This is a genomic window from Sphingomonas sp. Leaf208, assembly GCF_001421415.1.
Taxonomy (GTDB): Bacteria; Pseudomonadota; Alphaproteobacteria; order Sphingomonadales; family Sphingomonadaceae; genus Sphingomonas.
The window spans coordinates 92,354-116,401 of sequence record NZ_LMKH01000037.1; the positions used below are offsets into that span (position 1 = coordinate 92,354).

Consider the following 24,048-nt stretch of genomic DNA (forward strand, 5'->3'; position numbering starts at 1 on the left):
AGGTGGCGCACCAGCGTTTGATGAGGGGGAGTTGGGATGGGCGAGCGCTCGCCAACTCCCCTCTCCCTTCCCACCGCAAGCGCGGCGGGCCCCTTCCCTCTCCCCGCAGGGGCGAGGGAGTTAGAGTGTCCAGATTGCTACGTTGGCTAGCAGGACTGCGGCCATTATCAGCATCAATATGCCCTTCTTCGTGTCGCGCTTTTTGGCGATCAGCGCGATGCCGCCGATCAGGCAGGCGAACATGCCCAGCATTGCTATGGCAGGCGCTGCTGCGGCGATCGAGGTCAGTGCGGGGTTCATGCGGCTATTGCCTTGGCATACGCGGCTAGGTCGACGTTGCCGCCGGACAGGATGACGAGCAGGCCGGGTTCGAGCGTTACCCTCCCCGAAAGCACGGCCGCCAAACCGACTGCGCCGCCGGGTTCGATCACCAGCCGCAGTTTCTCGGCCGCCCATCGTTGTGCTGCGGCGATTTCCGTTTCGCTGACCGCCACGCCAGTCGCATCGCGGCGGGAGAGGACATCGAAGGTCAGCGGCGATACGCGCAAGGTCTGGAGCGAGTCGCAGGCGGTCGGCGGCGGGTTGGGGCCGACCGGTTCGATCCACGATGCCTCCAGGGAACGGCGCATGTCGTCCCAGCCTTCGGGCTCGACGACGGTGATCGCGCTGTCCTTCAAGGCCAGCGCGATGCCTGCCGACAGGCCGCCGCCCCCGCAGGGGATGACGACACGGCTTGGCACGCCCATGCCTAGCGCCGCCATCTGTGCGGCTGCTTCTATCCCGGCGCTACCTTGCCCCTCGATGATCCACGGGTCGTCGAAGCTCGGCACCAGCGTCGCGCCGCGCGCTTCGGCCAGCCCTGCGGCGATCGTCTCGCGGCTTTCCGTGGCGCGATCGTAGGTCACCACCTCCGCGCCCAACGCCAGCGTTGACTCGCGCTTCAGTCGCGGTGCGTCCGACGGCATCACGATCGTCGCTGCGATCCCGAGCCGTTTCGCCGCCCAGGCCACGCCCTGCGCGTGATTGCCCGAGGAGAATGCGACGACGCCTTTTTGTCGCGTCGCCTCGTCCAATGCGGTGAGCCGATGCCACGCGCCGCGAATCTTGAACGCGCCGACTGGTTGCAACGACTCGGCCTTGAAAGCGACCGGTACGCCCTTGATTTCGCTGACGAACAATGGCGTCGGCGGGAGGATGCGGGCGATCTTTTCCGCGGCATCCCGCACACCCGCTCGCGTCGGTTGTCGCAAAATCGTCACACACCGTCTCCTATCCGCCAAACGCTATTTACATGGGGGGCGCGTAACCCTAGATCGCGCTTCCGCTGCCCCATGGGACTTCCAACCGCAAGGCAGTGTTTTTGTAATTTGTCTCAGGACATTGGAGGTCCCTTGAATTGGTCAAGCATCATATCGCGCTGGGGTTAGCGAAAGCCCATTCGACCGCCGACACCTCCCACATCGGGAGCGGCATCGACATCGCTAAAGGGCGTCCGGTCAATCCGGTCACGCTCGTTCGTCCGCACGCTGCTGCGCGCGCCGCTCGGTTTTTCGTCGAGAAGTTCCCGGGCCGCTCGATGTATGCGGTGAAGGCGAACCCGTCACCCGAACTCCTGCAGATCCTGTGGGACAATGGCATCACTCATTACGACGTGGCGTCGATCGCCGAAGTGCGCCTGGTCGCACGGACGCTTCCCGAGGCTACGCTGTGCTTCATGCACCCGGTCAAGGCCGAGGAAGCGATCGCCGAGGCGTATTTCACGCACGGCGTCCGAACCTTCAGCCTCGACAGCCTGGAAGAGCTGGACAAGGTCGTTCGCGCTACGAAAGCCGCCGCCGATTTGACACTCTGCGTCCGTCTGCGCGTGTCGTCGGAGCATTCGAAGCTGAGCCTCGCGTCGAAGTTCGGTGCGGCCCCGCATGAAGCCAAGGAGCTGCTGTTCGCGGCGCGCCAGGCAGCGGACGCGCTCGGCATCTGCTTCCATGTCGGTTCGCAGGCGATGACCCCGGAGGCGTATTCGAACGCGATGGAACGCGTTCGTGCGGCGATCGTCGAAGCGGCGGTCACGGTCGACGTCATCGACGTCGGCGGCGGCTTCCCGTCCTCGTATCCCGGCATGGAGCCCCCGCCGCTCGAGCACTTCTTCGAGACGATCCACCGTGCGTTCGAATCGCTGCCTGTCAGCTATTCGTCCGAACTGTGGTGCGAGCCGGGCCGGGCGCTGTGCGCGGAATATTCGTCGATCATCGTGCGTGTCGAAAAGCGTCGCGGGACCGAGCTGTACATCAACGACGGCGCGTATGGCGCGCTGTTCGATGCGGCGCATATCGGCTGGCGCTTCCCGACCGAGCTGCTTCGCGAGCCGGACAGCCGTGCGAAGGACATGGAGTTCAGCTTCTATGGTCCGACGTGCGACGACATGGATTACATGGTCGGCCCGTTCATGCTGCCCGCGGATACGAAGGCCGGCGATTACATCGAGATCGGCATGCTCGGCGCCTACGGCTCGGCGATGCGGACCGCGTTCAACGGGTTCGGATCGGACGAGACGGTGATCGTCACCGACGAGCCGATGGTCTCGCTGTATGACGAGCGGTTCCAGGACCTCGCGTCGAACGTCGTCAAGCTGTAACCAAGCTTTAGTACCGCGCCCTTCTTCCTCCCCTCCCGTTTACGGGAGGGGTCGGGGGAGGGCTTGTCCGCGAGCGTGGCGTTCGCGGATATTTCAGTCCCTCCCCTAACCCCTCCCGCAAGCGGAAGGGGGATTTATGGAGCATGTTATGACCGAAGACACCCGCATCGACGCGCAGCGCAAGGCGGAACTCCTCTCGACCACCGTCGAGCATATCGACATCACCAGCTTCGACGCGCGGCCGATCGTCGACGCGATGAAGAAGATGTCGTTCACCAGCCGCGACCTCGGCCGTGCGACCGACATCTACAACCAGATGCTGGCCGACAAGGACTGCACGATCTTCCTCGTGATCGCAGGCTCGACGAGCGCCGGCGGTTGCATGGACCTGTATGCCGAGCTGCTGCGCAACAACATGATCGACGGCATCGTCGCGACCGGCGCGACGATCGTCGACATGGATTTCTTCGAGGGCCTCGGCCACAAGCATTACCAGGCGCTCGAAGTGCCGCACGACGACGTGCTGCGCTCGCTGATGATCGATCGGATCTACGACACCTATATCGACGAGGAAGAGCTCCAGCACGTCGACCACACGATCTTCGAGATCGCCGAGACGCTCGAGCCGCGTCCGTATTCGAGCCGCGAGTTCATCCGCGAGATGGGCAAGTATCTCGTCGAGCACGGCAAGAAGGAGAACAGCCTCGTCAAGCTCGCCTATGAGCATGACGTGCCGATCTTCTGCCCGGCGTTCGTCGACAGCTCGGCGGGCTTCGGTCTGGTCAAGCACCAGGTCGACGCGGTGAAGGCAGGCAAGCCGTACATGGTCCTCGACGCGATCGCCGACTTCCGCGAGCTCACCGAGATCAAGATCAAGGCGGGCACCACGGGCCTGCTGATGATCGGCGGCGGCGTGCCGAAGAACTTCATCCAGGACACCGTCGTCTGCGCCGAGATCCTCGGCCACGACGACGTCCAGGTGCACAAGTATGCGGTGCAGATCACGGTGGCGGACGTTCGCGACGGTGCGTGCTCGTCGTCGACGCTGCAGGAAGCGGCTTCGTGGGGCAAGGTGAACACGGGGATCGAGCAGATGGTGTTCGCCGAAGCGGGTTCGGTTATGCCACTGCTGGCGTCGGATGCCTATCATCGTGGTCTGTGGAAGGACCGTCCGGTCCGCAAGTGGGGCGCAAGCTTCGACAAGGCCTGAATCTACGATCCTCCCCCGCAAGGGGGAGGTGGCAGGCGCTCGCCTGACGGAGGGGGAGGACACGGAGCCGACGTAATCGCCGCCTCCCCCTCCGCCGCTTCGCGCCACCTCCCCCTAGCGGGGGAGGATTAGAGATACCGTTGCCCCTTCCGGGCAATTGAGGCAGCCTCTCCCGGATAACCGGGGGAGGCTTTTTCATGCATAGCGAGATCCTGCGACCGATGGTCGTGCTGATCGCGTGGACGCTCGTGATGCTGGGCTGGACGCTCGCGACGCGGTTGCCGGCAATGAAAGCGGCCGGCGTCGACATGGCCAAGCTCGTCGGCACCAAGGCGTCCGACGCGGATCGATCCCTGCCCCCGCAGGTGCAATGGAAGGCGCACAACTACAATCATCTGATGGAGCAGCCGACGCTGTTCTACGCTGTTTGCGCCGTTCTCGCGCTCAGCGGCACGGGCAACGGCGTCAATGCCTGGATCGCCTGGGCCTATGTCGGGCTGCGGATCGCCCACAGCGTTGTCCAGGCAACCAGCAACCGCGTCAGGGCCCGCTTTCTCTTCTTCACGCTGTCGAGCCTGATGCTGGTCGCGCTCACACTGCATGCTGCGCTCGCCGTGTTTTGAGAAAGCCCGCGAATAATCGGCGATCGCGGCGCCCGCCCCTCCCCGAACGCAATCCGATCGTCTAGGATTTGGCCATGACCTTCGATCGCCGTTCGCTGCTCACCCTCCCCCTCGCCGCCGGGCTGGCGCTTCCTGCATTCGCGCGGAGCGGTGCGCAGTTCACTGCCGCTCAGTCTCGCGCGACGGACCTGCCGATGTGGCCGCCCGCAGAACGGTTCGCGCTATGGCCAGGTATTCCACCAGGCGCGCCGAACCCCCTGCCGGTGCCGCAGCCGCGCATGCCGCGCTACCCCGATGGGTATCGCGATTTCCAGATGCGCGGCGTTGTGCGACCCGAGGTCGGCGTGTTCCGGCCTGCGCGTCCAGACGGTCGCGCCGTGCTGATCGTGCCCGGCGGGGGCTATTCGATTACCTCGCTGCGCAACGAGGGCATCGACGTCGCGCGCGTCCTGAACGGCTTCGGGATCACCGCGTTCGTCCTTAGCTACCGCCTGCCCGGCGAAGGCTGGGCGGACCGCGCCGACGTCCCGCTTGCCGACGCGCAGCGCGCGATACGGCTGATCCGTGCCAATGCGCGCGCCTACGGGATCAGGGCGGAGAAGCTCGGCGTGCTTGGTTTCTCGGCGGGCGGACATCTTGCCGGGTCCGTGGCGGTCCTGCACGAGTTCAAGGCGTATCGTCCGGTCGATGCCGCCGACCGGCACTCTGCGCGTCCCGCCTGGGCGGGGCTCATGTACGCGGTCTCGAACATGGATCCTGGTCGTAGTCACGGCGGATCACGCGCGAATCTGCTCGGTGCCGATCCGCTGCCTGCGGTCCAGGCGCGCTATGCGATCGACCGACAGTTGAAGGCTGGCGACCCGCCACTGTTCCTCGTGCATGCCGAGGACGACAACACGGTCCCGGTCGCCAACAGCGTCGATACGCTTGCCGCCGCCCGCCGCGCCGGCATCCCCGCCGAAGCGCATTTCCTCCAGCATGGCGGGCACGGCTTCGGCACGCGCCTGTCGCCTCGGTCGCCTGGGTCGTTGTGGCCGCAATTGTTCGATCGGTGGATGGGCGAACTGGTCGCTGGCTGACGACGGTGGGTCAGCATAACGGACCTATCCGTCCTCACCAACGTTTGTCCTGAAAGATCAGGAGAGCGCGATGACTAGTCCGCATGCCGAACCCCGCGACGTCTTCCATGAAAATGGCGAGGTCGTGATCGACGGGCCGGACGGGGCGGTCATCGCGATGACCCCCGAAGCGGCGTTGCAGACAGCGGGTCGGCTGAACGAGGCAGCGCTCGACGAACTGATCGCGCGGGCGCAGCGATCTGGTGATGCGGATTGAGCCGATCGTTGGTGCCGGTCAGCGAGACGTAACCGCAAGTCGACCGTCTGAGGTGATCGTGGCGGTCACGCCCAGGTAATCGTCTATCCGCGGATGTAGCGTATCGAGCCGGTGGGTCGTTCCATGAGTCGCCGTGATCACCAGGACATCCGCACCCGCTGCCTCGCCAGCCGTGATGCCGGCAGGGGCATCCTCGAACACCAGGCAATCGCTCGCCGAGACGCCGAGTCGTTCGGCTGCGACCAGGAAACAGTCGGGTGCGGGCTTGCCGTTGGGGATGTCGTCCGCGGCAATCATCGTCGCGGGGATCGGCAGCCCAGCAGCCTTGAGGCGGACTTCGGCTAGCGCTCGAGGGGCAGACGTGACGATCGTCCAGCGCTCCGGGGGCAAGCTAGCCAAGAATGCGGCGGCACCGGCGATCGGTTCGATATCGCCGACGTCGAGCATTTCGGCCGCAGTGATCGCGGCGGCTTCCGCGACCGGGTCGACGCCGGGGAGGTTCAGGCGCCGGACCGTCTCGACCGATTGCACGCCGTGGATCGTCGGCACGAACGTTGCTGCGTCGAGGCCGTGCGCGATCGCCCACTTCGTCCAGGTTCGCTCGGCGGATGCGATCGATGTGAGGATCGTGCCGTCCATGTCGAACAAGAATGCGGCGTAGCTGCGGGTCGGGAGAGTCATTCGGGTGCTCGTGATGGGGTTTTGTAGGTTGGGCAAGGCGATTTGGTTCGGCGCACTGCACCACCTTGGAGAAGGCCGGGGCCCAATTGGCATGTCCGAGGTACCGGCGCACTGCCCTCAATCCGAACCGTTCCCCAATTGGGCCCCGGCCTTCGCCGGGGTGGTGGCAGTTTGGGCAGTGACGGCAGCAAAAACCTACCACACAAAGAAAAGGCCGCTCCGGTTTCCCGAAGCGGCCTGTATTCCTGCACCGAGCTAAAGCTTAGATGTCGTCGCCGAGTGCGCCCTTGACGCTGCCCTTGACGTTCTGCGCAGTGCCCTTGGCCTGCTGCGCCTCGCCTTCGGCTACCAGCTTCTCGTTGTCGGTCGCCTTGCCGACGGCTTCCTTGACGTTACCTGCAACCTTGTTGCCTGCTGCTGCGACCTTGTCGGTGAACTCGCCCATCAGAGCCTCCACTTGCTTTTGCGGACCCGCCAACCGGGCCGCTTGAACTTGCTCTTATATAACGGCCGTCTTTACCGAGGGTTCCGTGACGTTTGCGTCATGACCTGCTTTGCGATCACGCGGGTCAAATCAACCCCGCCAGCGGGCTAGACGGATCGGCATAGCGACGCTGCCCCATCCGCCCCGCGCGATACGCCAGCCGCCCCGATTCGACCGCGGCCTTCATCGCGGCGGCCATCATCAGCGGGTCCTTCGCCTCGGCGATCGCGGTGTTCATCAGCACGCCGTCGCAGCCGAGCTCCATCGCGACGGCCGCATCCGATGCGGTGCCGACGCCGGCGTCGACCAGCACGGGCACCCCTGCCCCCTCGACGATCAGCCGGATCGTCACGCGGTTCTGGATGCCCAGCCCCGAACCGATCGGCGCGCCCAGCGGCATGATCGCGACAGCGCCGGCGTTCTCGAGGCGCTTGGTGGCGATCGGATCGTCGACGCAATAGACCATCGGCTTGAAGCCCTCGTTGGCGAGGATCTCGGTCGCGCGCAGCGTCTCGACCATGTCGGGATAGAGCGTCTTGGCCTCGCCGAGCACTTCGAGCTTCACCAGCTCCCAGCCGCCCGCCTCGCGCGCCAATCGGAGCGTGCGAATCGCCGATTCGGCATCGAAGCAGCCCGCGGTATTGGGGAGGTAGGTGATCTTCTTCGGGTCGATGAAGTCGGTCAGCATCGGCGCGTTGCGGTCCGACACGTTGACGCGACGGACGGCGACCGTAACGATCTCCGCGCCGGAAGCCTCGACCGCGGCGGCGTTCTGCGCGAAGTCCTTGTACTTGCCGGTGCCGACGATCAGCCGCGACTTGAAGGTCTGGCCCGCGACGGTCCAGCTGTCCTCGTGGTCGCCACCGCCGACGAAATGCACGATCTCGAGGTCGTCGCCGTCCTCGACCATCACGTCGGCCAAGGTCGAGCGCGGCACGACCTCCATGTTGCGTTCGACCGCGATCTTCTCGGGCACGAGACCGAGTTCGGTCGCGAGTCCGGCCAGCGAAAGACCGGCAGAGACGCGCTTGTGCTCGCCGTTGACGGTGATCGAGACGGTGCCATCGGAATGGGGCATGGGTACAGGGTCCACTATATAGCGACGGCGCCGCTCGACTTGTCGCGAGACGGGCCTGTAAGGAATGGCGTGACGCGCATATAGAGACCGCTCCGCAGCACTCGCAACCGACCCGTAACCGAAAGGCCGCCCTTGCCCGATACGATATTCGTCCTGAACGGCCCCAACCTCAACCTGCTGGGAACGCGCGAGCCGGAAATCTATGGCGACGAGACGCTCGACGATATCGCCGGGATGCTGGAGGACCGCGCTCGCGAGCTCGACCTGAAGATCGACATGCGCCAGTCGAATCACGAGGGCCACCTCGTCGACTGGATCCAGGAGGCGCAGGCGCGCGGTGCGAAGGCCGTGATCCTCAACGCGGGCGCGTTCACGCATACCTCGGTCGCGGTGCACGACGCGATCAAGGGCGTGAAGACTCCAGTGATCGAGGTGCATCTTTCCAATCCCCACAAGCGTGAATCGTTCAGGCATGTGAGCCTGGTCGGTCAGGCGGCGAAGGGCACGATCGCGGGTTTCGGCGCGCTTTCGTATCTGCTCGCGCTTGAAGCCGTCGCACGGTTCTGACAGGAGGCCCCGCCATGAACGATACAACTGAAAACACGGGCGCAATGCAGGTCGACGTGACCCTTGTGCGCCAGCTCGCCGAACTGCTCGACACCACGCAGCTGACCGAGATCGAGGTCGAGGACGGCTCACGCCGGATCCGCGTCGCGCGCAAGGCCGCGCAGGCCGCACCCGTCGCGCATTACGCGCCGCCCGCCCCGGCCCCTGTCTCGGCACCGCTGTCGATCCCGCAGGCCGAGGTCGGTGCGTCCGCCCCCGCGATCAGTGCGAGTGCGGTCAAGTCGCCGATGGTCGGCACCGTCTATCTCGCCGCCAACCCCGAGGCGAAGCCGTTCTCGACCGTCGGCCAGAAGGTCAATGCGGGGGACACGCTGCTGATCATCGAGGCGATGAAGGTGATGAACACGATCGTCGCGCCGTCGGCCGGCACCGTGACCGCGATCCTGGTCGAGAACGGCCAGCCGGTCGAATTCGACCAGCCGCTGGTCGTGGTCGAATAATGCCGCAAATCAAGAAGCTGCTCATTGCGAATCGCGGCGAGATCGCGCTGCGGATCCACCGCGCCTGCCACGAGATGGGCATCAAAACGGTGGCGGTGCATTCGACCGCCGACGCCGACGCGATGCACGTCCGGCTCGCGGACGAGGCGATTTGCATCGGACCGCCGTCCGCCGCGGACAGCTACCTGAACATCCCGAACATCATTTCGGCCGCCGAAATCTCCGGCGCGGACGCTATCCATCCTGGCTACGGCTTCCTCAGCGAGAACGCGCAGTTCGCCGAGATCGTTGAACTCCACAACATCCTGTTCGTCGGCCCGAAGCCCGAGCACATCCGGACGATGGGCGACAAGGTGCAGGCCAAGCGCACGGCTGGCGCACTTGGGCTGCCGCTCGTGCCCGGTTCGGATGGTGCGATCAGCGACATCGCCGAGGCCAAGCGGATCGCCGAGGACATCGGCTATCCGGTGATCATCAAGGCGGCGTCCGGCGGCGGCGGTCGCGGGATGAAGGTCGTCAACGACGCCGACGACCTCGAAACGCAGATGCAGCAGGCCGGCAGCGAGGCGAAGGCCGCGTTCGGCGACGCCACCGTCTACATGGAAAAATACCTCGGCAATCCGCGGCATATCGAATTCCAGATCTTTGGCGACGGTGAGGGTAACGCGATCCACCTGGGCGAGCGCGACTGCTCGTTGCAGCGTCGCCACCAGAAGGTGCTCGAGGAAGCGCCCTCGCCGATCATCACCGCCGAAGAGCGCGAGCGGATGGGCGGGATCGTCGCCAAGGCGATGGCCGACATGGGCTATCGCGGCGCGGGGACGATCGAGTTTTTGTGGGAAGCGGGCGAATTCTACTTCATCGAGATGAACACCCGGCTCCAGGTCGAGCATCCGGTGACCGAGATGATCACCGGGCTGGACCTGGTTCGCGAGCAGATCCGGGTGGCCGAGGGTCATCCGCTGACGCTCCGCCAGGAAGACGTCCAGTTCCGCGGCCATGCCATCGAATGCCGCATCAACGCCGAGGACCCGCGCACGTTCGCGCCGTCGCCGGGGCTGGTGAAGGTGTATCACGCGCCGGGCGGGATGCATGTGCGCGTCGATAGCGGGCTGTATGCGGGCTATCGCGTGCCGCCTTACTACGATTCGATGATCGCCAAGCTCATCGTCTACGGGACGACCCGGCAGGGTGCGCTGCGGCGGTTGCGGCGTGCGCTCGAGGAGATGGTGATCGAGGGCGTCACGACGACGATCCCGCTGCACCGCGCGCTGCTCGACGATCCCGAGTTCCAGGAAGGCGCGTACACGATCAAGTGGCTGGAAGAGTGGTTGGCCAAGCAGGGGGCGTAACCTTCTGACTTCCCCCCTCCCTGGAAGGGAGGGGCCGGGGGTGGGTCGGCTCGGGGCTGGCCGGACGTTCCCTCGAAACCGACCTACACCCTACCCCTCCCTTCCAGGGAGGGGAGTTTTGACGGAGCATTCGTGAAGGCGACGATCTACCACAACCCGCGCTGCTCCAAGTCTCGCGAGGCGCTCGCGCTGCTGCAAGAGGCAGGGGCAGACGTCACGATCGTCGAATACCTCAAGAACCCTCCATTCCGCGCGGAACTCGTCCGCCTTTACGACCGGGCCGGCATGACTCCACGCCAGGGCCTCCGCATGGCCGAGGACGGCGCCAAGGCGGTAAAGCATGGCGACGCCGAGGCGATCCTCGATGCGATGATGATCGACCCGCTGCTGATCGAGCGCCCGCTGGTCGAGACCGACAAGGGCGTCCGTCTCGGCCGCCCGATCGCGCGGCTGCACGAGATCCTGTGATCGGCTCCCCTGCCCTTACATTGCGCAAGCACTCCCTAAGTGCCGCAATTTCGGGCAGTGAAATCAACGATATTCCGCGGTTGCCCGAGGGCGCTGCGGCTGGCACGCTTGGTGCAAGGCGCCCTTCAGGGCGTACAGCTTGTCCGAAAGGGCGAGGGTTTCAACAATCGGGGGCGTACCTGTGAAAAAGATCGAAGCCATCATCAAGCCGTTCAAGCTGGATGAGGTGAAGGAAGCGCTGCACGAGATCGGCGTGAGCGGCATCACCGTGACCGAGGCCAAGGGCTTCGGCCGGCAGAAGGGCCATACCGAACTGTATCGCGGCGCGGAATATGTCGTCGACTTCCTGCCGAAGGTGAAGCTCGAGGTCGTCGTCGAGGACGGGCTCGCGCAGCCCGTCGTCGAGGCGATCGCCGCGGCCGCCCAGACCGGCCGGATCGGCGACGGCAAGATCTTCGTCATCCCGGTCGAGAGCGCGCTTCGCATCCGCACCGGCGAGCGCGACGACGACGCAATCTAGTTCCAGACCACGCATATTGCGTTGACGACGAGTGACGACATCGTCATTTGACGCGACGCAACATTGTGTGGAAATCCCGTTCCATACCGCAATTAGATTCCCCGCATGATGCGGCGGAAATCTCAAAACGAAGGGCAAGCATCATGGCGAATTCGGCCTCCGACGTTCTCAATATGATCAAGGACCAGGAGATCGAGTGGGTCGATCTGCGGTTCACCGATCCCAAGGGCAAGTGGCAGCATCTGACGATGGTTGCGAGCCTGATCGGCGAAGACGAATTGACCGACGGCCTGATGTTCGACGGCTCGTCGATCGAGGGCTGGAAGGCGATCAACGAGAGCGACATGACGCTCAAGCCCGATCTCGACGCGGTCTATGTCGATCCGTTCTCGGCGACGCCGATGATGATCCTGATCTGCGACATTGCCGATCCGTCGACCGGGGAACTGTATTCTCGCGATCCGCGCTCGACCGCCAAGCGCGCCGAGGCGTATCTGCTGACCACCGGCGTCGGCGACACAGTGTATGTCGGCCCCGAAGCCGAATTCTTCATGTTCGACGACGTCCGCTTCGAGAACAGCTATTCGACCAGCTATTACAAGATCGACGACATCGAGCTGCCGGGCAATTCGGGTCGTGAGTATGAGGGCGGCAACCTCGGCCACCGTCCGCGTGCCAAGGGCGGCTATTTCCCGGTCGCACCGGTCGACAGCGCCGTCGACATCCGCGGCGAGATGGTCTCGACGATGATCGAGATGGGCCTGCCCTGCGACAAGCATCACCACGAAGTCGCGGCCGCGCAGCATGAGCTGGGCCTGACGTTCGGTACGCTGACGCAGACCGCGGATCGCATGCAGATCTACAAGTACGTCGTCCACCAGGTCGCGCATGCGTACGGCAAGACCGCGACGTTCATGCCGAAGCCGATCAAGGAAGACAACGGTTCGGGGATGCACACGCACTTCTCGATCTGGGAAGGCAAGACCCCGCTGTTCGCGGGCAACGGCTATGCGGGCCTCAGCGACATGTGCCTGTATTTCATCGGCGGCATCATCAAGCACGCCAAGGCGGTCAACGCGTTCACCAACCCGTCGACCAACAGCTACAAGCGCCTCGTCCCCGGTTACGAAGCACCGGTGCTGCTCGCCTATTCGGCGCGCAACCGCTCGGCATCGTGCCGCATTCCGTACGGCACCGGCCCCAAGGCGAAGCGCGTCGAAGTGCGATTCCCCGACGCGCTGGCCAACCCGTATCTCGCCTACGCGGCGCTGATGATGGCGGGCATGGACGGCATCCTCAACAAGATCCATCCGGGCGAGGCGATGGACAAGAACCTGTACGACCTGCCGCCGGCAGAGCTCGCGCAGGTCCCGACCGTCGCGGGTTCGCTCCGCGAGGCGCTCGAATGCCTGCTCGCGGATCACGACTTCCTGCTGAAGGGCGACGTGTTCTCGAAGGACCAGATCGAGAGCTATGTCGAGATCAAGTACGCCGAGGTTGCGCGTTGGGAGATGACGCCTAGCCCGGTCGAGTATGACATGTACTACAGCGGATAAGGCGCGACCACGCTCGCGCCGATCCGCGCAGCGGATATCCGCTGTCGGCCGGCGTCGTGTAGCGACGACCGACGGCGTGGCTTTGCCACGTCGCTGATTTGGAAGAGGGCGCTTGGAGCAATCCGGGCGCTCTTTTCTGTTAGGCCTAACGAGATTCCTCCGCTTCGTCCTGGCGAGTTCGGATGGGGGGAATCAGAACAGTACCCCCCCGTCATTCCCGCGGAGGCGGGAACCCATACTGGCTGCCCGTGCGATAGGAGCGCGAGCCGTCGAGGTTATGGATCCCCGCCTGCGCGGGGATGACGATGGGCTCGGTGATGACAAAATGTATGGCCCGGTGTCCGCGCCAAGCTTGTTTCCCCGCGAAGGCGGGGACCCAGACTGGACTCCCGCCTTCGCGGGAGAACAAGCTTCTCGGGAGAACAAGGGTAGCCTTGATTAACTTCGAGGGTGGGCTCGGATTGATCGACCGTGACCGCCACCCATATCTTTCCCGAGACCTCTCCCGAAGAAACCCAAGGAACACCCGTGACCGAAGACAGCGGCAACAGCGCCGGACGCGCGATCCCCAGCGGCCGCCTCGCCCGTCTCGGAGTCTTCGGCAAACTCGCGGGCGGTGTCGCCGGCGGAGTCGTCGCCGAGGGCGCCCGCCGCCTCGCCAATGGCGAACGCCCCAAGATCGGCGACCTCCTCCTCACCCCCGCCAACGCCACGCGCGTCGCAGACCAACTCTCCCACCTCCGCGGCGCAGCGATGAAGTTGGGGCAGATGATCTCGATGGACGCGGGCGACATGCTTCCGCCCGAGCTCGCCACGATCCTCGCCCGCCTGCGCAACAACGCGAACCACATGCCGCCGCAGCAGCTCGATCGCGTGCTTGCCGCCGAATGGGGCAAGGATTGGCGCCGCCGTTTCGCGCATTTCCAGGCGCACCCCGTTGCCGCCGCCTCGATCGGCCAGGTCCATCGCGCGCGCCTGCCGGACGGCACTGAGCTCGCGATCAAGGTCCAGTATCCCGGCGTGAAGGAAAGCATCGATGCCGACGTCGACAACGTCGCGACCCTGCTGCGCGTGTCGGGCATGCTCCCCAAGGCGCTCGACATCGCGCCGTTGCTCGACGAGGCGAAGAAGCAGCTTCACGAGGAGGCCGATTACCTCCGCGAGGCGCAGATGCTCGCGCGCTACGGCGACCTGCTCGCCGACCAGTCGCAGTTCGTCGTGCCGAAGCTCTACTCCGAGCTGACCACGCCACGCGTCCTCGCGATGAGCTTCGTCACCGGCGTGCCCGTCGAGACGCTGGAGACCGCGCCGCAGGACGTCCGCGACCGCGTGATGCACAACCTGATCTCGCTCGTGCTGCGCGAACTGTTCGACTGGCGGCTGATGCAGACGGACCCCAACTTCGCCAACTACCGCTGGCAGCCCGAGACGGAAAAGCTCGTCCTGCTCGATTTCGGCGCTGCCCGCCCCCTCCCTACCGAAACCGGTGAAGGCTATCGCCGCCTACTCACCGCGGCCCTCGCCGGCGACCGAGACGCGGTGCGCGAAGCCGCCATCGCCGCCGGGTTCCTCGGCGAAGCGGCCGTTCTCCAGCATCGCGCACTGGTCGACCGGATGATCGACGTCATCCTCGTCGAACTCGCCAAGCCCGGCCCGTTCGACTTCGGCGACCGCGCGTTCGTCGGCGTACTGCGCGAACAGGGCACCGAGATCGCGCGCGACCGCGACACCTGGCACCTGCCCCCGATCGACACGCTGTTCGTCCAGCGCAAGATCAGCGGCACCGCCTTGCTCGCCGCTCGCCTCAAGGCGCGGGTCGACATCCGCACGATGGTCGCTGCCTATTGCGACGGCGCGCCAGCGTGAGGATCAGCGCAGTTTCAGCGCCTTCTTCACGCTCGCCCAGCTGACGTATTTGAAGTTCTGCGTGGCCGGGGCGTTGTCGCCGTCCTGTGCGACGAACAGGCCCTGGGGGTAGGCGGGGCCGAAGTTGCCGAGCATGAGTTCGATTCCGTCGGTATCGCTCGTCCCGTCGATCGCGCCCCCACCGATGCGGAAGCGACCCGCATAGGTGACGCCCGGCAGTCGGTAGAGCGTGTAGGCGTTGTCGCCCTGGCTCGACGCGACGAGATAGCCGCCGTTCCTGCCCGACGGGGCGAGCGCGAGCCCCTCCGCGTCGGCGACCAGCGTCTTGCCGTCGACCTTGGCGATCGGGGTTGCGGTGACCGGCGCGGATGGGTCTGCGTCGAAGCGCCAGAGGCCGACATCTTCCTCGGCGACGTAGAGCTGCCCGGTGCGGTCGTCGACGACGCAGCCTTCCGACTGGGTGCCTAGCTTCATCGAGCGGACCGTCGTGACCTTGGGCGATGCGCCGGACAGGTCGATCGCGACCTGGTCGATGCGGCCGTCCTTGAGCACGACGAAACCGAACAGCGCGTGATCGCGCGCGCGGGTCCAGAGGCACATGCCGTACGCCTCTCCCGGACCGACCGGGAAGCGGCCGAGCGGGACGAGCTTTGCCGCTGTCGTGTCGAGCGTGAACAGCGAGACATGCGCGGTGGCGATGTCCGCCCGGTCGCTGGCCGCGGCGATCACGCGCGTCCCGAGATCGCGCAGGTCGACGTTGTTGAGCCGCGCGGCGGGGGTGAAGCTCAGGCGCTTGCCCGTCAGGCTGTAGACGTGGATGCCCGCTTTCTTGTCGGTGCCGATGACGAGGCTCTTTGCCGGTTCGGCAGCGTTGAGCCAGATCGCGGGATCGTCCGCGGCATCGGCGGCGGTGTCGACCGGGTCGGTCTCGGCGGTCGCCGCGACTGTCGGCGCCTCGACCGCCACCGGAGCCGAGGTCGTCGCGCATCCCGCCAGCATCAGCGCCGCAAAGGGAAGCGCGCGCATCAGAACGTCACCCGCACGCCGCCGGTGTAGCGCCGGCCGAACGTCTCATGCTCGATCGTGTAGGCCGAGGAACCGACATAGCGGCGGCCCGGACCGTTGAGCAGGTTGGCAAAGTCGCCGTAGATCTCGACATTGCCGTTGATCGCGTAGCGGACGGAGGCGTCGAGTTCGTTGTCCTTGGCCCAGTAGAAATCGCCGCCGTCGACGCCGCGGACGACGCCACCGATCGTGTCCACCGCACCGATCGCATCGAGCCACGCCGACCGGTTCTGATAGGAAACGCGGGCCGAGAAGCCGTATTTCTCGTAATAGGCGATCAGATTGTAGATCGCATCCGATGCGCCGGGCAGGCGCACTTTTCGCGACGGGGTCGCGCCAGTCGCCGGCGTATCGGCGCGGCTCTTGTTGATCGTCGCGTTGAGCTGCACGCCGAAGCCACCCATCCAGTCGGGCAGGCCGAGATCGGCGGTGAAGGGGTCGAGCTGCTGCTGGATCGCGCCCTCGATCCCCATGATATAGCCTTTGCCGCCGTTGATAATGGTCGAGTAGACATAGCCCGACCGATCGACGCCGGCGGCGTTCAGGTTCGTCTGGCCGTAGGTCCGGGTCGAGTCGAAGAGGACATCGGTGACGTCCTTGTAATACGCGCCGATCGACAGGAAGCCGCGCGGCATCGTGTAATATTCGACGTAGAGATCGACGCCCTTGGCCTTTTCCGGCTTCGCGTCGGGGTTGCCGCCGGAGATGGTCGCGTTCGCGTCGTTGATGCTGAGATTGGGGCGCAGCTGATCGTAGTCGGGCCGTGCGGCGCCGGTGTTGAACGACAACCGCGCCTTCATCCGGTCGTTGACGTCCCAGTTCACGTGCAGGCTGGGGTAGACCAAAGTCTGGCTCGACTTCACGTCGATCAGGCCGAGCGACGAGAACGCGCGGGCGTCGTTGCGGATGTGCTCGACGCGCGCGCCACCGATGACGCTGCCCCAGTTGGTGGTCGTCGTCGCCATCGCATAGGCGGAATAGACCTTCTCGCCGACATCGTAGAAATTGGCGTCGGTGGACACGAAGGGGCTGACCGCCTTGGCTTGCTCGACCAGCCCTAGGATTTTGTCCCGATCGAAATACTGGAAGGTGTAGCCAAGCGGGATCTCGCCCTGGAACCCGCCCGGCTTGGCGATGGCGCCGTACCCGGTTGGAATGCCGGCCGCGGCGAACTGGGCCGGCGTGCTCAGCTCGAGCAGATACTCGTTCGCGGTCTTGGTACGATCGTCGTAGCGGAGACCGGCTGCAAACACCGTCTGCGCGCCGAACACCGAGGCCTCGCGGCTGATATCGAGCTTGGCGGTATAGGCTTCGGTCACGTCCTGCGCCTTCAGCGACCGCAGGCGTGCGAGGGTGCGTGGGAAGTCTTCGATCGCCGTCACCTGAGCGCCACGCGAGAAGGTGCCGTCGGCGTTGCGGATCGTGCGGAACAGCTGAACCTTGGCAAGCTGTGGGTTGGTCAGGTCATAGCCGACGGTCAGGCGGTTGGCGGCGTTCGCGCCGTTGGTGCCGAACGACGGGCTGTCGTAGTTCAGCTGTGCAGGCTGCGACCGGTCGTCGATCGAGCGGGTGAAATTACCACGCCATTTCACGTTCCAGGCGCCGAGTTCGTGATCGCCGCCGATCGTGTTGGTGAACACCGACTGCTTGTACTTGCGTACGGTGAAGTTCGAGTTGAGATCGATGCCGTAGACCGTGCCGAGCAGCGGCGTGTTGCCGGTGCAGACGTCGGCATAACCGGTCGTGCCGGTCGCGGGGCGCGCGTTGACGGTGCAGGCGGCGGTGCCGTTGGGCGTGCGCGACTGCTGATCGTCGAGATCGAAAATGTAGTTGTTGCGCTGTTCGTCGTCCTGGAACGCCGAGTAGATCGATTCCGCGAACAGCTTGTGGCCGGGCGCCGGGCGCCAGTCGAGCCGGGTCGACAGCGAGTAGTTTTTCCGCGTCAGGCGGTAGAGCTTGTTCTCCGTCTCGCGCGCCCATTTGCGGTTTTCGAAACCTGGGCGGAGATCGCGATCGACTGCCTCGAAATCGGTCTCGAAATTGTCAGTGACCATGCCGCGACGATACAGGCTGGCGGACGAGACGATGCCGAACTCGCCGATACCGGTGTCGATCCGGTCGGAGATGACGAGCGAGCCCTCATATTCGGTCTTCTTGCCGAGTTCGACATGGCCGACGCCGCCCTTGGCCTGCACCTTCATGCCCGGATAATCGAATGCCGAGCGTGTGATGATGTCGACGTTACCGGCGATCGTCTCGCCGGTCATGTCGGGAGTGACGGCTTTCCGCACGATGATCTGGGAGGCGATCGCCGACGGGATCGAGTCGAACCGGGCGTCGCGGCCTTCGGGGCTGACGACGTTGATGCCGTCGATCGACAGCGTGGTCCAGTTGATCGGCGCGCCGCGCAAGGTGATGTAGCGCGCCTGGCCCTGGTCGCGCTGGACGCCGACGCCGGGAAGGCGGCTGACCGCCTGCGCGATGTTCTGGTCGGGCAGGCGTCCGATCGAATCGGAGGCGATGACCGAGACGAGCGAGGGGCTGGTTCGCTGGATCTGAAGCGCGGCGGCTTCGGACTCCGCGATCGGGCGCGAACCGGAGACGACGATCTCGTCGCCCTCGCCCGGATTCGCACCGACTTCGGTGGTCATTGCAACATCCAGCGTTACGGCGGCATCGGCGACCGTGACGGTCCGGCGCGCGTCGGGGAAGCCGACATAGCGGATCACGAGTTCGTGCGTGCCGGCGGGGACACCGACCAGCGAGAACCGCCCGGTGCGATCGACCACGGTCGACAGTTCAAGCGTCGGAATCGAGACCGATGCACCGTCGAGATAGTCGCCGCTGCCTGCCTGCGACACGGTACCGGTGATGCTCCCAAGCGCACGCGGCGCGCCGACCGGGGTCGCGGCGTCGGGACGCGCATAGGCGCTGGTGGCGGTCAGCGAAGTCAGCGCGCAGCCAGTCAGCAGCACATGCGCGAGGACGCGACCGCGGACGCGGGTCGACAGGTTCGATTTCATGGTATTCCCCCGGGTGGTCCCGACTTCTTCAGCCGGCTTGGGAGGCGCGGTAGCGGCCGTGCATGGCACCGACGTTACTTTTGCATGACAGTCACATGACAGCGACGTCATCTGAAATCACCTCACGTACGCGCGAGGATAAACTCACATTAAACCAACGTTAAAATCGCCGGACACGCGATTCTTATATTCGTAACGGACGTGCCACGACCGCCGCCTATCGCGCCCTTCAAGGCAAAGACTGCCGAAAAAGGGAAACTCTCGATGTTGAATTCAGCAAGCCTGCGCTTGCGGCTGCTGGCCGGCGCCGCCCTGACGGTCGCGATCGCGTCGCCAGTGCTCGCGGCCCCCGCGCCGACCGCCGCCAAGGATACGGCGCCCGCTACCGCTGCCGCAGACCCCGTGATCGATCCGGCCCCCGCAGGTGTGGAACCGGCCGACCAGACCGGGCTTGGCGAGATCGTCGTCACCGCGACCAAGCGCGAGACGAACCTGCAGAAGACGCCGATCGCGATCAACGTCCTGAGCAGCCAGGCGCTGACCGACCGCCACGTCCAGAGCCTGTACGATCTCGCCGACGGCGCCGTGCCGTCGTTGCGCGTCGCGACGTTCGAGGCGCGCCAGTCCGCGCTGACGATCGGTATCCGCGGCATCGTTCCGCTCGACGCCAACCAGCCCGCACGCGAGCAGGGTGTCGGCGTCTATATCGACGGAGTCTATCTCGGTCGCCAGCACGGTCTGAACGCAGCGCTGTTCGATGTCGACCGGATCGAAGTGCTCAAGGGCCCGCAGGGCACGCTGTTCGGTCGCAACACCGAAGGCGGCGCGCTCAGCATCGTCACCAAGGGCCCGAGCGGCAAATGGGGCGGCAGCGCAACCGGCGGGATCGCCAACTATGGCAGCTATAACGGTACGCTGCATGTCGACCTGCCCGAAACGTACGGCGTGTCGCTGAAGCTCGACGGCGTCATCCAGCATCAGGACGCGACCACCAAGAACCCGCTCGCGGACCAGACCGGCTTCAATTATTATCATCGCCGCGGCTTCAAGGCGACCGCACGCGTTCGCCCGATCTCGGGCATGACCGCCGATTTCAGCTACGATAACGGCTACGACTCGAACAGCCCGTTCTACAGCCAGTTGCTCAACGTGAACCCGAACGGGTGCAAGGCCGGTGCGCAATCCGCCTCGCCCGCGTGCGCGCTTCCCGGCACCAACTACACGACGCTGACCGGCAGCGTGAAGCCACTCCCGAGCCAGGTCGTCGTCAATGGCGACAGCCGGATGAAGGTCGCCGACATCGGCGTCCCGCAGCAACCGAGCATCGACAAGACGCACGGCTTCACGTCGAATATCCGCTGGGATGTCGCCCCCGAGATCGAACTTCGCTCGATCACCGCGTGGCGCGGCGTGAACGCGACGCAGTACGACAATAGCGGCGGCTATCACCGCGTGCCCGTCGTTGCCGCTGGCTGCGTCGGCAGTGCGTGCAACTTCAGCCGCTACAGCCTTGCCGACCTTCACCAGAACCAGTTCAGCCAGGAATTCCAGGCGGTCGGCACGGTCGGCCAGTTCGATTACGTCGCCGGGCTCTATTACTTCAACGAGCACATCAGCGACGACGCGGCGACGCCGAACTCGCTGGCGTTCAATTCGGCGCTGACGACGATCTCGGTGCTCGACCCCTGCACCGGGTCGGGCGGGTTCGGCTCGCTCGTGGGCTGTCGCTCGATCGATCGTGCTTCGGAAGTGCATTCGAAGAGCTATGCCGGCTACGGCCAGGTCACCTGGAACGCGACCGACCGCGTTCACCTGACCGCCGGTGGCCGCTACACGCGCGACGAGAAGCAGGGCGTGCTGCATTTCTCGCGTAACCTGAACTACGACACGGCGACCCAGGCCCAGTTGACGGCGGCCGGCTATGCGCCGCTCGACGCCACCTGGAACCGGTTCAATCCGATGGCGACGCTCGCCTATGACGCCAGTGACACGGTCCACGTCTATGCCAAGTACGCAACCGGCTACCGCGCCGGCGGTGCCAGCTCGCGGACGTCCAACTACCAGACGTTCAACCCCGAGGACGTGAAGTCGTACGAGATCGGCGCGAAGACCGATTTCTGGAACCACCGTGCGCGCCTGAACCTTGCCGGCTACATCATGGATCGCAAGAACAGCCAGGTCGACATCAGCTCGATCCAGACGACCGCGTCGGGCAGCTTCAACAACCTCGTGACGATCAATGCGCCCGGCATCACCAAGATCCGCGGGATCGAGGCCGACCTGACCGTGCAGCCGGTCGACGGCCTGACGCTGACCGCGGGCTATGCCTACACCTACACGAAGATCCCGCCCGTGCTGATCGCGTCGACCGGCGTGTATCAGAACTTCTACATCGTGTTCACGCCGCGCAATGCCGCCAACGGATCGGTCGACTACACGATGCCGGTCGGCGACATGGACCTGAAGTTCCACCTCGACGGCAATTACTCGCAGGCGACGCAGACCTTCGATCAGTTCGCGACCAAGAACGACCCCGCGTTCATCGCCAACGCCCGTCTCGCCTTGGCGAACATCCACGTCGGCGGCAACAACGCGGTGACGATCTCGGCCTGGGTCCGCAACCTGTTCGACAAGCAGTACGTGTTCCGCCGCGACCCGTCGAACAGCCTGCCGGGCGCGCCGACGACCAACCTCACATCGGGCAGCGTCAACAACGTGCTGGGCGACTACGGCAACTTCAACGCGCCGCGCACCTACGGCATGGAGGCTTCGGTCAAGTTCTGATCGGGCTTGCCGCATAGAAATGGAAACCCGGACAGGCGCTCAGCCTGTCCGGGTTTCGTCGTTTCAGCCCTTGGGCAGCGCCATGACGACGCGCAGTCCGGGGGCCGCGTCTTCGAGTGCGATCGTGCCGCAATGAAGCCGGACGATCGCCTGGATCAGCGGCAGTCCGAGGCCGTGCCCTTCGTCGTGGCGGCTGGCGTCGAGCCGCCCGAACCGCCGCAACGCCAGCTTGCGCTGCTCCACCGGAATGCCGGGGCCGGTATCGGTCACCGTGAGCATGGCAGTCTTGCCGGTGGTCGTGACGCCGATCTCGATGCGGGTGCCGGGTGGGGTGTGGCGGAGCGCATTCTCGATCAGGTTCACGAGCAGCTGGCCTAGCAGTTGGCGATCGCCGACGATCTCGGCCATGGGCGATGTTTCCAGCGTCAGCGTCCGGCCGCCATCGGCGACTACCGGTTGCATCATCGTCGCGATATCGTCGGCCAGCGCCGCAAGATCGAGCGTCGCGAACGCCGCGCGCTGATCGCCGCCTTCGATCTCGGCGATCCGCAGCATCGCCGCGAACATCTCGAGCAGTTCGTCGCTCATTGCGATCGCGGTTTCGAGATCGTCGCGTTGGCTGTCCGTCTGGGCCCGCCGCAACGCCAGCGCCAACTGGCTGCGCAGGCGTGCCAAGGGCGTGCGAAGATCGTGGGCGATATCGTTGGAGACGTTGCTGATACCGGCCATCAGCTCCGAAATACGGTCGAGCATGCGGTTGAAGGCCATCGCCTGATGCGCGAACTCGCCGCCCGATCGATCGACCGGTACGCGCCGCGACAGGTCACCGTCGATGATCGCGTCGACCGTCCGCCGCGTCTCGCCGATCCGCCGTCCGATCGTGATGACGAAAAACAGCAGGCCACCGATGACGACCAGCAGGATCGATCCGAAGCCGATCAGGTAGATCCGGACACGTGCCGCATTATAGTCGTCGAACGGTTCGGTCTCGGCGATCGTCACCAGCGTCATGCCGTGCCCGACGTCGCGGACCAGCGCACGCCCGGCGGACAGTCCCGCGATCTGGTCCTTGAGCGCGACCGTCGAGAACCCCGTCGGCAGGCGACGCGGCAAGGCGATGTTGCCGCCGAGCCTGCGACCGGTCGCATCCAGCAGCAGGAAGCCGATATCGCCGGTGTCACGCTCGCGGGTCGCGGCGTTGATCCGCCGGACGAGCTCTTCGGGACTGCGGTCGCCGGAAATGCCGGCGGCGGCATCGCTCACGACCAGGATGCGGCGATCGACCAGTCGCTCGATCGTGCGTTGCGTCGCGGTGTAGATCGCGAACCCGGTGCCGAGCGTCGCGACGAGGAACGCGATCAGGAACGCCAGCGTCAACGCGCGCAGCGATCGCAGGCGGGTCATCCGCGCAGCATGTATCCGACGCCGCGCACCGTGCGGATGGGATCGTCGCCACCCGCTGCGGTCAGTTTCACGCGGAGGTGGCGGACATAGACATCGACGATGTTGGTGGTCGGTGCGAAGTCGTACCCCCAGACCCGCTCGACCAGCATCGCGCGCGTCAGTACCGCATCGGCATTGGCGACGAACTCGGCGAGCAGCTTGAACTCGAGCTTGCCGAGATCGAGCGCGATGCCGTCGCGCCACGCGCGGAACTTGGTCGGGCTGACGACGATATCGCCGGCGTGGATCGTATCGCCGGCGCTACCGGTCCAGCCGCGCCCGCGCATCAGCGCGAGCAGGCGTGCGTTCAGCTCGACCGCCGCGATCGGCTTGACCACATAGTCGTCCGCGCCAGCTTCCAGCCCCTCGACCTTCTCGACCGAGCGGCCGAGCGCGCTGAGCATGATGACCGGCATCGTGATGTTCGCGCTCCGTAGCCGTTCCAGCACGGAAATGCCGTCGATCTTGGGGAGCATCCGGTCGAGGATCACCGCGTCGAACGCCTGGCTGTCAACCGCGGCGAGCGCGTCGCGGCCATCCGGCGCCACCGTCACGCCGTGATCGAACCCGCGTAGTTCCTCGGCCATCGCCTGCGCGAACACGGCATCGTCCTCGACCAGCAGAATGTTCAGGCTCATCACGGTCTCACTCGGGCAAGCTTCCGTCCTATCGTGGATCGTCGCGCGTACAAGCGTCTTGCGGCGTCGGCCGGAGGCTACAACGCCGTCCGTCGCGTAGCGAGAACGTCGCATTGGTTTACGCGAAGGCGCGAAGGCGCGAAGAGACGAGAAGAATGGGTTCGCGCGGAGACGCGGAGACGCGGAGAGTTCTCCGGGACCAACGGTCCCCTTCATCATCGCC

The 24,048-nt window shown here is 65.3% G+C and carries 22 protein-coding genes; 13 read left to right on the forward strand and 9 right to left on the reverse strand.

Going from position 1 to position 24,048, the window contains the following annotated elements:
- Window positions 1–120: 120 nt before the first annotated feature.
- A complete protein-coding gene (locus tag ASE69_RS19870; protein ID WP_056490568.1) occupies window positions 121–300 on the reverse strand; it encodes a hypothetical protein in 180 nt (59 codons plus the stop codon).
- On the reverse strand, window positions 297–1,259 hold the full coding sequence (locus ASE69_RS19875) for a threonine/serine dehydratase (protein WP_200924210.1): 963 nt from the start codon (window positions 1,257–1,259) through the stop codon (window positions 297–299). Before ASE69_RS19875 ends, ASE69_RS19870 begins: the two co-directional genes overlap by 4 nt.
- 137 nt (window positions 1,260–1,396) lie before the next feature.
- On the opposite strand from ASE69_RS19875, the gene ASE69_RS19880 reads away from it, so the two are divergent.
- From ASE69_RS19880 to ASE69_RS19900, 5 genes are all read left to right on the forward strand, one after another.
- Window positions 1,397–2,632: a type III PLP-dependent enzyme gene (locus ASE69_RS19880; RefSeq protein ID WP_056490574.1), complete on the forward strand. Its 1,236-nt coding sequence runs from the start codon at window positions 1,397–1,399 to the stop codon at window positions 2,630–2,632.
- A gap of 148 nt (window positions 2,633–2,780) precedes the next feature.
- A complete protein-coding gene (locus ASE69_RS19885) occupies window positions 2,781–3,842 on the forward strand; it encodes a 1,9-bis(guanidino)-5-aza-nonane synthase (RefSeq protein ID WP_056490577.1) in 1,062 nt (353 codons plus the stop codon).
- Between the two features lie 197 nt (window positions 3,843–4,039).
- On the forward strand, window positions 4,040–4,465 hold the full coding sequence (locus tag ASE69_RS19890; RefSeq protein ID WP_056490579.1) for an MAPEG family protein: 426 nt from the start codon (window positions 4,040–4,042) through the stop codon (window positions 4,463–4,465).
- A 74-nt stretch (window positions 4,466–4,539) separates the two neighbouring features.
- Window positions 4,540–5,544 (forward strand): alpha/beta hydrolase, encoded by a 1,005-nt coding sequence (locus ASE69_RS19895; protein ID WP_056490583.1) that lies wholly within the window; start codon window positions 4,540–4,542, stop codon window positions 5,542–5,544.
- Between the two features lie 70 nt (window positions 5,545–5,614).
- Window positions 5,615–5,800: a hypothetical protein gene (locus ASE69_RS19900; RefSeq protein WP_056490586.1), complete on the forward strand. Its 186-nt coding sequence runs from the start codon at window positions 5,615–5,617 to the stop codon at window positions 5,798–5,800.
- A gap of 18 nt (window positions 5,801–5,818) precedes the next feature.
- On the opposite strand, the gene ASE69_RS19905 is transcribed toward ASE69_RS19900, so the two are convergent.
- From ASE69_RS19905 to thiS, 3 genes are all read right to left on the reverse strand, one after another.
- A complete protein-coding gene (locus ASE69_RS19905) occupies window positions 5,819–6,481 on the reverse strand; it encodes an HAD-IA family hydrolase (protein ID WP_056490589.1) in 663 nt (220 codons plus the stop codon).
- 262 nt (window positions 6,482–6,743) lie between these two features.
- Window positions 6,744–6,926 (reverse strand): CsbD family protein, encoded by a 183-nt coding sequence (locus ASE69_RS19910; RefSeq protein WP_056050734.1) that lies wholly within the window; start codon window positions 6,924–6,926, stop codon window positions 6,744–6,746.
- A gap of 124 nt (window positions 6,927–7,050) precedes the next feature.
- On the reverse strand, window positions 7,051–8,043 hold the full coding sequence (gene thiS, locus ASE69_RS19915; protein WP_082441445.1) for a sulfur carrier protein ThiS: 993 nt from the start codon (window positions 8,041–8,043) through the stop codon (window positions 7,051–7,053).
- Window positions 8,044–8,175: 132 nt separating this feature from the next.
- On the opposite strand from thiS, the gene aroQ reads away from it, so the two are divergent.
- The 7 genes from aroQ to ASE69_RS19950 all read left to right on the forward strand — a co-directional run bounded on the left by aroQ (window position 8,176) and on the right by ASE69_RS19950 (window position 14,872).
- Window positions 8,176–8,610: a type II 3-dehydroquinate dehydratase gene (gene aroQ / locus ASE69_RS19920; protein WP_056490592.1), complete on the forward strand. Its 435-nt coding sequence runs from the start codon at window positions 8,176–8,178 to the stop codon at window positions 8,608–8,610.
- A gap of 14 nt (window positions 8,611–8,624) precedes the next feature.
- The gene (accB, locus tag ASE69_RS19925) at window positions 8,625–9,110 is read left to right on the forward strand and encodes an acetyl-CoA carboxylase biotin carboxyl carrier protein (protein WP_056490595.1); all 486 of its coding nucleotides are present in this window, start codon (window positions 8,625–8,627) and stop codon (window positions 9,108–9,110) included.
- Window positions 9,110–10,462, forward strand: coding sequence for an acetyl-CoA carboxylase biotin carboxylase subunit (gene accC / locus ASE69_RS19930; protein ID WP_056490598.1), 1,353 nt, complete (start codon window positions 9,110–9,112; stop codon window positions 10,460–10,462). The genes accB and accC overlap by 1 nt, the downstream gene beginning before the upstream one ends.
- A gap of 132 nt (window positions 10,463–10,594) precedes the next feature.
- Window positions 10,595–10,930, forward strand: a complete 336-nt coding sequence (locus tag ASE69_RS19935; RefSeq protein WP_056490601.1) for an arsenate reductase family protein — start codon at window positions 10,595–10,597, stop codon at window positions 10,928–10,930.
- A 181-nt stretch (window positions 10,931–11,111) separates the two neighbouring features.
- Complete coding sequence (locus ASE69_RS19940) at window positions 11,112–11,450, forward strand: P-II family nitrogen regulator (RefSeq protein ID WP_056490604.1); 339 nt, start codon at window positions 11,112–11,114, stop codon at window positions 11,448–11,450.
- Window positions 11,451–11,593: 143 nt separating this feature from the next.
- Entirely contained in the window at window positions 11,594–13,006 is a 1,413-nt protein-coding gene (glnA, locus tag ASE69_RS19945; protein ID WP_056490605.1) for a type I glutamate--ammonia ligase, read from the forward strand.
- A 528-nt stretch (window positions 13,007–13,534) separates the two neighbouring features.
- On the forward strand, window positions 13,535–14,872 hold the full coding sequence (locus ASE69_RS19950; protein WP_056490608.1) for an ABC1 kinase family protein: 1,338 nt from the start codon (window positions 13,535–13,537) through the stop codon (window positions 14,870–14,872).
- A 3-nt stretch (window positions 14,873–14,875) separates the two neighbouring features.
- On the opposite strand, the gene ASE69_RS19955 is transcribed toward ASE69_RS19950, so the two are convergent.
- Entirely contained in the window at window positions 14,876–15,898 is a 1,023-nt protein-coding gene (locus ASE69_RS19955; RefSeq protein ID WP_056490611.1) for a phytase, read from the reverse strand.
- Window positions 15,898–18,960 carry a TonB-dependent receptor gene (locus ASE69_RS19960; protein ID WP_056490614.1) on the reverse strand — a complete coding sequence of 1,021 codons (3,063 nt, stop codon included), beginning with the start codon at window positions 18,958–18,960 and terminating at the stop codon, window positions 15,898–15,900. The genes ASE69_RS19955 and ASE69_RS19960 overlap by 1 nt, the downstream gene beginning before the upstream one ends.
- Before the next feature lie 264 nt (window positions 18,961–19,224).
- On the opposite strand from ASE69_RS19960, the gene ASE69_RS19965 reads away from it, so the two are divergent.
- Window positions 19,225–21,744 carry a TonB-dependent receptor gene (locus tag ASE69_RS19965; protein ID WP_082453276.1) on the forward strand — a complete coding sequence of 840 codons (2,520 nt, stop codon included), beginning with the start codon at window positions 19,225–19,227 and terminating at the stop codon, window positions 21,742–21,744.
- Between the two features lie 63 nt (window positions 21,745–21,807).
- Here the strand turns inward: ASE69_RS19965 and ASE69_RS19970 are convergent, their stop codons facing one another.
- Window positions 21,808–23,148, reverse strand: coding sequence for an ATP-binding protein (locus ASE69_RS19970; RefSeq protein ID WP_056490617.1), 1,341 nt, complete (start codon window positions 23,146–23,148; stop codon window positions 21,808–21,810).
- Entirely contained in the window at window positions 23,145–23,825 is a 681-nt protein-coding gene (locus ASE69_RS19975; RefSeq protein WP_200924211.1) for a response regulator transcription factor, read from the reverse strand. Before ASE69_RS19975 ends, ASE69_RS19970 begins: the two co-directional genes overlap by 4 nt.
- Window positions 23,826–24,048: the final 223 nt, after the last annotated feature.

Bases quoted from the DNA above. Each gene is read 5' to 3' on its own strand.
- ASE69_RS19870 (WP_056490568.1), bottom strand. From the start codon at position 300: ATGAACCCCGCACTGACCTCGATCGCCGCAGCAGCGCCTGCCATAGCA.
- ASE69_RS19885 (WP_056490577.1), top strand. From the start codon at position 2,781: ATGACCGAAGACACCCGCATCGACGCGCAGCGCAAGGCGGAACTCCTC.
- ASE69_RS19890 (WP_056490579.1), top strand. From the start codon at position 4,040: ATGCATAGCGAGATCCTGCGACCGATGGTCGTGCTGATCGCGTGGACG.
- ASE69_RS19895 (WP_056490583.1), top strand. From the start codon at position 4,540: ATGACCTTCGATCGCCGTTCGCTGCTCACCCTCCCCCTCGCCGCCGGG.
- ASE69_RS19900 (WP_056490586.1), top strand. From the start codon at position 5,615: ATGACTAGTCCGCATGCCGAACCCCGCGACGTCTTCCATGAAAATGGC.
- ASE69_RS19905 (WP_056490589.1), bottom strand. From the start codon at position 6,481: ATGACTCTCCCGACCCGCAGCTACGCCGCATTCTTGTTCGACATGGAC.
- ASE69_RS19910 (WP_056050734.1), bottom strand. From the start codon at position 6,926: ATGGGCGAGTTCACCGACAAGGTCGCAGCAGCAGGCAACAAGGTTGCA.
- thiS (WP_082441445.1), bottom strand. From the start codon at position 8,043: ATGCCCCATTCCGATGGCACCGTCTCGATCACCGTCAACGGCGAGCAC.
- accB (WP_056490595.1), top strand. From the start codon at position 8,625: ATGAACGATACAACTGAAAACACGGGCGCAATGCAGGTCGACGTGACC.
- accC (WP_056490598.1), top strand. From the start codon at position 9,110: ATGCCGCAAATCAAGAAGCTGCTCATTGCGAATCGCGGCGAGATCGCG.
- glnA (WP_056490605.1), top strand. From the start codon at position 11,594: ATGGCGAATTCGGCCTCCGACGTTCTCAATATGATCAAGGACCAGGAG.
- ASE69_RS19955 (WP_056490611.1), bottom strand. From the start codon at position 15,898: ATGCGCGCGCTTCCCTTTGCGGCGCTGATGCTGGCGGGATGCGCGACG.
- ASE69_RS19960 (WP_056490614.1), bottom strand. From the start codon at position 18,960: ATGAAATCGAACCTGTCGACCCGCGTCCGCGGTCGCGTCCTCGCGCAT.
- ASE69_RS19965 (WP_082453276.1), top strand. From the start codon at position 19,225: ATGTTGAATTCAGCAAGCCTGCGCTTGCGGCTGCTGGCCGGCGCCGCC.
- ASE69_RS19970 (WP_056490617.1), bottom strand. From the start codon at position 23,148: ATGACCCGCCTGCGATCGCTGCGCGCGTTGACGCTGGCGTTCCTGATC.
- ASE69_RS19975 (WP_200924211.1), bottom strand. From the start codon at position 23,825: ATGAGCCTGAACATTCTGCTGGTCGAGGACGATGCCGTGTTCGCGCAG.